Annotated in this window: 5 protein-coding genes; 1 reads left to right on the top strand and 4 read right to left on the bottom strand. The window is 54.7% G+C overall.

All coding sequences use genetic code 11. The features are described 5' to 3' along the window. Positions 1–77: 77 nt before the first annotated feature. The 4 genes from RMSM_RS11760 to RMSM_RS11745 are packed head-to-tail and all read right to left on the bottom strand — an operon-like array spanning position 78 to position 5,356. Positions 78–509 carry a response regulator gene (locus RMSM_RS11760; protein ID WP_008695861.1) on the bottom strand — a complete coding sequence of 144 codons (432 nt, stop codon included), beginning with the start codon at positions 507–509 and terminating at the stop codon, positions 78–80. A 26-nt stretch (positions 510–535) separates the two neighbouring features. After that, positions 536–2,611, bottom strand: coding sequence for a PAS domain-containing sensor histidine kinase (locus RMSM_RS36755; protein WP_008695859.1), 2,076 nt, complete (start codon positions 2,609–2,611; stop codon positions 536–538). Beyond that, a complete protein-coding gene (locus RMSM_RS11750; protein WP_144057575.1) occupies positions 2,608–3,366 on the bottom strand; it encodes a tetratricopeptide repeat protein in 759 nt (252 codons plus the stop codon). Before RMSM_RS11750 ends, RMSM_RS36755 begins: the two co-directional genes overlap by 4 nt. Next, positions 3,335–5,356, bottom strand: coding sequence for a hypothetical protein (locus tag RMSM_RS11745; protein WP_008695854.1), 2,022 nt, complete (start codon positions 5,354–5,356; stop codon positions 3,335–3,337). Before RMSM_RS11745 ends, RMSM_RS11750 begins: the two co-directional genes overlap by 32 nt. A gap of 572 nt (positions 5,357–5,928) precedes the next feature. Here RMSM_RS11745 and RMSM_RS11740 point away from each other — a divergent pair. Beyond that, positions 5,929–7,287 carry an outer membrane protein assembly factor BamB family protein gene (locus tag RMSM_RS11740; RefSeq protein WP_008695850.1) on the top strand — a complete coding sequence of 453 codons (1,359 nt, stop codon included), beginning with the start codon at positions 5,929–5,931 and terminating at the stop codon, positions 7,285–7,287. Positions 7,288–7,342: the final 55 nt, after the last annotated feature.

The following is a 7,342-nucleotide window of genomic DNA, read 5'->3' as shown; positions in this document are numbered from 1 at the left end:
CTGCAACCGGACGGCTCGCGCCGTGCCGCTAACCAAAGTAGATGACACTAGACGGACGCCCGGTACAGAGGACGTCATCAGGGAATTTTGACGACATTCAGTAGAAAATCGCCCACCTTGTTCATCATTTCTCGCAGTGGCCCTAGACCTAGCGGTTTGGTGATATAGGCGTTCGCGGTAGCTTGATAAGCCTTGGTCACTTCGCTCGGTTCATCGGACGCCGAACAAATGATTACAAACAGATGCGAAAGAGATGCATCGTTGCGGATTTCATGGAGTACTTCACGACCGTTCATGCGTGGCAGATTCAAGTCCAGCAAAACCAGATGCGGCATCACAGCATCCTCAAACCCAGGCTCGTGGCGGAGATAGCTCAGTGCTTCTTCACCACTGGCGACGCGTGTCATCGAGTTTTCGAAATCACACGAACTCAAAGCACGTTTGGTGATCTCGGCCTCAAATTCGGCATCTTCGACAAGCAAGATCCGTAGGCTTTTCTTGTGCATCATTGCGACGGTCTATCTAACGAGCAGCATTACTTCATGATCTGAAAACAAAATCGACATCCGCCATCGGGCGACGCTTCAACCCAAATCTCGCCACCGTGCCGCTGCACGATCCGCTTGCAAAGCGATAACCCGATCCCGGTTCCCTCGATCTTACTTCCATCGTGAAGACGTCGGAACACTTGAAAGACTTCGAGCCGAAATTTGACTTCAATTCCGATCCCATTATCCTCCACCACAAACAACCAATGTTCAGGTTGCTCGTTTGCTGAAATCGCGATAACAGGCGGACGACTTGGATCGCGATACTTGATTGCGTTACCGATCAAATTTTGCATCAGCTGACACAAACGCGACTCGATTCCACGGACCGTCGGCAATGCTTGCTGCCGCACCACCGCGCTGGTTTCTTCGATCGATACTTCCAATCGCCGCATCGCCTCTTGAACGACCTCGTCCATATTGACGGAGGTGAACTCGGCATCATCACGACTCACCCGCGAGTATTGCAGCAAGTCGTCAATCAACTTCTTCATCCGTTTCGCAGCCGCAATTTGCAACTGTAGGTACCGTCTGCCTTCCTCGCCTAATTTTTCGCCATAGTCCTCGTTGATAAACTCGGCGTAATTCGAAATTGCTCGTAAAGGCTGCTGCAAATCGTGTGAAGCAACGTAAGCAAATTGTTTCAACTCTTCGTTGCTTTCGTCCAATAATTCGGTTTGGCGACGCAGCTCGACTTGCGCATTCAAGCGGACGATCAACGTGGAAACGATATAGGCTAGCTGGCGAAGAATCGATTGATCTTCGTCATCAAAATCGCCTTCTTCCTTGTCGGATAGCCATATTGCCCCGAGCGTCTGCCCCTTGCCATCGCTCAGCAAACAAACAAGCACTCCACGTAGCGGTGGACGGTGCGCAGTGGGATGGCACAAGGTGCAACCGATTGGATGCGACCGCAATTGGTCCGCCGACAACAACACGACCGCTTGATCAAGCGAACCAAAAAAATCGCATAACGCAAGATCATCGGGATGTTCCGCAGGCTCGGGTTCGGCAGCCGTTCCCTCCGCTTGATTCTCGTCGTCGGTGGTTGTTTGTGGTGATCGGGGGGCTTGATACGATGGATACTTGCTCGAATAAGAGCGTCCGTGAATCGGATGTTTGCCGTTTAATGAATCGCACAAATCCATGCCCGCGATTTCTGCCGAACACAAACGACGGGCTTGTTGGCACACGATCGTGCTGAGCCCTTCCAATGAAGTCACCTTCAACGTCGACTCGAGTGTCTGCAACATCACCTCACTTAGATGCAGATCTTTGTTCAACCGTTGTTCGTGCTCTTTTTGGGCTGTCACATCCAAGTGCACACCAAGCAATCGCGTCGGTTGACCACTCGGATCGCGAAACACTTGCCCCCGTGCCAAAATCCAACGATAGACGCCCGAGGCATGACGCATACGAAAAGATGATTCGTATTCGCAGTTGGAACTGGCCAACAACGTTTTAACCCGCTCGATCGCATTGGGCAAATCTTCGGGATGAACTCGCGATTCCCAATCGACGTACTCTGAAAGCGTGCCAGGCGTCTCACCGAGTTGGCGATGCCACTGGTCCGAATAAAAGACTTCGTTGGTCGCCAAATTCCAATCCCAAAGCCCTACGTCGCCTCCGCGAAGGGCATGTTGCAGTCGCGTTTGTGCTCGCCGCAATTCTTCCTGTTCGATGCGGCGATCGGTGACTTCGCGCCAAACGCCCACGATGGCATCTTCGGCTCCGAATCGCACGCCGGTTAACGTCACTTCACAAACAAACTCGTCGCCGTCGTCACGGCGGAACAACCAATCGAAGCGATGCTTGCCATGCCGCCGAACCCAGGTTTCGATTCGCTGACTTTTCTCGCTCGACAAACTCCCGTCGATTTGAAATTGAGGTGAAAAGTCGCTCGGATTTCGTCCCACAAGCGCTTCGGGATCGGACACCCGCAACATTTTTGCCATCGCCGGGTTACATTGCAAAATCCCCTGCGAATTGTAAATGAACTGAGCATCCGAAGATTGTTCAAACAGGACATTGCGAAGTACCGATTCGGACAAAGGATCACTCATTCCGCCTTCGCCTCAGAGTACTTATCGATCTGTTGGTGCAAATGCCACTGCCCGGGATCATCCAACAAACAACCACGCTCGATCTGAAGCGCTTCGTCGAAACGGTCAAGCAGAAACAAAATCTCTGCTAACGTATCCCGATAAATGGCGCTGTCGGGTTCAAAATAGACCGCTTGCTCGGACAACCGAGCCGCCTCGTCGAGTTCACGATGATTCATCGCGGCAACCCACGCTAAATTATTGCCAGCGGTGGCGTCAAAGGGATAGTCCGCGATGTAGGCTCGGCCAGCCTGCCAGACTCGTTCAAACGAAGCATCGGCGATCGCATCCATTCCCTTTTCTCGCAGCTTGGGAAGCAACCGTTCCGCCACGTCGATATCCAGTGGATCCAGTTGATAGATTCGATCGAGATGCCGCTGCACTGCTTGCTCGTCTCCGTTTTCGATGGCGCCCTCGAGTTGCCAACGACGAACAAATACTGGCAACGAGATATAGGCCACCGAACGAAAGAATGTCGTTTCAAGCGTACCGCCAATCGCTAAATCAAACCATTTTGCCGCGTCAGTGGGATCAGTTTCACGAACCAGCGTCGAATAGTTCCGCGCAACGTCGTACAGCTCCGTCGCTCCCTCGGAACCAAACGCCGCCATCGGCAGCAAACTGCGATAGCTCTGTAGCGCCATCTGCCGTTCGCCGCGATCACTCAAGTACTCGAGCAATTCGCTACGCAGCGTCAAGGCAGGAGAACACAACATCAATCTCAATTGCCGTTCGAGGTGTTCTGCCTGCGTTAAATGCCCTTGGCGTCTCGCCAAATCCATTGGCCCACCGTCGCTTTGGCCGCGTAATGGATGGGTTCTGGATTTGCCGAAGGTAGCGAACCGTGGCGGCCGAAAGCGCTGGACGCGGCGTCGCGGCAACCGATTTCCAAACGCGGTCGAAACCCGCCAACGCGTTTTCGGCGCGGCCGAGTTCCAGTTCACGTTGGGCAATCGAAAACGTCGCCGAAATATCACCGGCCGCAGCAAGCGTTGCCAAGATCTCGCTGGCGATCTTGGCTTGGCCAAGCTGGGAAAAGAAGTTTGCAAGTTGGACGTTCAATCGACGAGGCAGCGAGCGGCGAACGAGCGAGCGTTGGCCCGTCTGCGGCAAGAATTCTCGATTGGAGGTCAATGTTTGATAGAGTTCCTGAAAACGCGTTTCGTCTTCAAACGCGGTCGGAGTCTCACCGCGACACAAATCAAACGCAATCTGGACTCGTTGATCAAACGGAGTCGTCGGCGTCATCACCGAAATCGATTCGAGGATCATTTCCCACGTCTTCGAATCGATATCCGAAAGCGATGCCACGATCAATCGCTGCGTCTCGCTAGACAACGAACTTTCGCCCGGCCGCACTGCCAAGCGAGCCATCCAATCATCACGATTGGTGACCAGCAACGTGATCAACACCGTGTCCCGAACCCGTTGGCTGCCAACGATCGTATCGGAGTCGGATAAGTCACGCGCAATCGTCCACGCCGCTTGCTCTCGTCCCACGGCTAACAAGCAACGCATCAACGACAACAATCGATTCAATTTCGGCGCGACCCTCGGCGTCACTCCGAGGGTTTTCGCGTCGACGGTGTCTTGCGACTGCTCTTCGATCGCCTCGGCAATCCAGGTTTGCAAATTTTCATCGACTTCGTCGTAGGGGTACCCCAAAACTTCAAAGGCTCGATTCGTGCGAGCTGCCGAGATCGCGACCACCGCTGCGGAATCCGAGCGAGGCCGTTTGGCGGCATCAGCGACTTCCTCGCTGCGAGCCAAAATGGTGATCGCTTCGTCAACGAATCCGTGGCTAGCCAAGCACTTCCAACGCAAATCGACCGAGGCATCGCTGAGCGTGACCGGAATCGCCACCAGTTCCTCGACCGCTTGGTTTCGAATGCCTTCATCGTTCGCACGATCCGCCGCCACCAATGCTTGGCACCACAATCGACTTCGTTCGCTCGATCCTTCATCGGCGCCGGCGGCTTGGCGAGCCGTCTCGGTTGCGATCGACTGCCATTGCCCATCCAACATTTGGCAAATTCGAAGCAGCGATTCGTCCCCGTGCTGTCTTGCTCGGGCAATCGCATCATCGCTTCGCCCTAACACCGCCAACACGACGATCTCCGCTTCGCTGCGGACCATCGGGGTCCAATTCTCAGCCGCCTGAGGCAACAAATGATCGTCATCAATGTCGAGCCCAAGTTCTTGCATCATCTGAACTCGGCAAACGGCCATCTCCTTTGAATCGGCGACAAGATCAACCAAGCGAAGCAAGTCCATTAACAAATCGTCTTGATAGGCACGGCGTACATAGACCGGGAAGCGACGATTCAGTGCCGCGGCCAATCGTTGATTTAACAGCAAGCGTTGTGCGGTCCCCGCCGATTCCTCGACCGCCACAACGACGGCGCCGAATTGACCGACTTCGAGCAGTTCCTCGAGCACCGAAGGGTCGTCATCCTGTTGCAGCAATCTCGCCAATTCAGGGGGTGTCTCGGGTAAGGAACCGCGTCGCCATTGACGCAAAATCCAATTGGCGCGATCCGCCACTTCGGGATCGGGATGACGCGCGGCGTCTTGCACCGCTTGCCGCGACGTTTCTCGCAGTCGCCACATCTGCATCATCGCCGCTTGGCGTCGCGAATAACTGTCATCGGACAATTGTTCGGCCGAAATCGCCTCTTCCGCTACAGATCGTGAGGAACCATTCACTAGGCTACCATCGTCGCGCGGCCCGGCCATCAACGGCGATGCAAAGAACAGCACGAACGCCAAATGACTTGCCGCCAAGCACATGGGCAACACCACCCCACGACGAATCAGAGTCGCGGCTGCCCGGACTGCCCGACATGAGTTCACAACCGCGGCGCTACCCCACGTTGAATCGAGAGCATTCGTTTCGCGAGCTTTTCTTTCGCTAGCTACGTTTCGATACCGCAATGATGGACCGCCGGTTATTGGAACCATGAAGAGACGCGTCTATTGTTAAATGTAAGAGTTTTTTTAGTGTCAGCATTCGTCGCCCATGTCGCGACACGCGACGCACCGATACGGTTAAAATTTTACCCAAGCCAGCGTGTGCCCGATGGGTTTTCTATGCGTTTTTGGCTGAATCAAAAGATTTTTGTCACCCTGTTTCCTGCCGTCGCATTGCGTATGTTGTAGAGATCGCAACATCACCCTCCGCGTTTGATTTCACAGATGCCCCGTCGGAACACGTTTTTGCGTCGGACCGACGTGCCATCTGGCATCCTTACCCCACCCATTTTAAAGTGAATTCCGTTATGCGAAAGCTTTCTGTGATTCGCCGCACTTTCACCGCGGCTTCCTTAACCGCCGCCTCGTTGGTCGGCTCTGGATTTGCAGGGCTCGGCCCCGATGACGCTGTTACACCCGCGACCTGTGCAGCCGACGAACTCTGGCCCCAGTGGCGTGGGGTCAACCAAAATGGGGTCGCGCCGGGGGATCACTTCCCGACCCAGTGGAGTGAATCGAAAGGAGTCGATTGGAAGGTCAAATTGCCGGGATCCGGTGGCAGCACCCCGGTCGTTGCGGGTTCGCATGCCTATGTGACCTATGGTGCGAATGACAAAAATCACTTGGCCGCCATCGACCTCGAAACGGGAAAAACCAGCTGGTCCGTCTCTCTGGGTGCCGATCGTGGCAACAAACATCGCAAAGGCAGCGGCAGCAATCCATCGGCCGTGACCGATGGAAAACACGTGTATGCATACTATCGCAGTGGAGACCTCGCCTGCGTTGATACCTCGGGCAACGTAAAATGGCAGCTCAATCTGCAAGAAGAGTACGGCGAAGACACGCTGTGGTGGGACCTGGGCACGTCACCGCTATTGACCGACAACGCCATTGTCGTCGCGGTCATGCAAAGTGGCCCCAGCTATGTCGTCGCGATTGACAAAGTGTCCGGTGATGAGCTTTGGCAAACCGAGCGAATGCTTGATGCTCCCGAGGAGGCGGCTCAAAGCTATGCAACCCCGCTGAACGTCACCGTCGATGGCAAACCCATGATTGCGGTGATGGGCGCCGATCACTTGACGCTTCATAACGCCGACGACGGAAAGCAAGTCGGAATCTTGGGTGGGTTCAATCCCGATGGCGAAAAATTCTTTCGCTCGATCTCCTCCCCGGTGGCGTTAGGCGAAATCATTGTTTGCCCGTACGCTCGGGGCGCAACCTTAACCGCCGTCAACATGAAAATGCTGGTCGAAGGCAAAGGCGATGAATCCATTGTCTGGTTCCGAGATGATCTTGGCAGCGATGTTCCGACACCGGCGGCGCAAGACGGCAATCTCTATCTGATCGGCGATGGCAAAGCCAATCGCGGCCAAGTCAGCTGCCTTGATATCGAAACGGGAAAGGCAAAATGGCAAGTCCAACTGCCCAAGTCACGACAAAGTTTCAGCAGCTCGCCTTTGGTTGCCGGAAATCATCTTTATGTCACTCAAGAGGACGCGATGGTCTTTGTCGTCGGCCCTTTGGATGCCGAAAATCCCGCCCTCGTCGCCTCGAACGAACTCGACGATAACGAACCCTTTACCGTCGCCAGCCCGGTGCCGGCGGGCGATTCGCTGCTGATCCGCACCCACGATTATCTGTATCGTGTGTCGGGCAAAAAGAAGTAAGCCATTTCGCGACACCCACAAAAAAACGCCCCGAGGAATGCATCCTCGGGGCGTT

Source organism: Rhodopirellula maiorica SM1, assembly GCF_000346295.1.
GTDB classification, from domain to species: domain Bacteria; phylum Planctomycetota; class Planctomycetia; order Pirellulales; family Pirellulaceae; genus Novipirellula; species Novipirellula maiorica.
The sequence above is the reverse complement of the archived record's forward strand: the minus strand, read 5'-3'. Positions and strand labels throughout refer to the sequence as shown.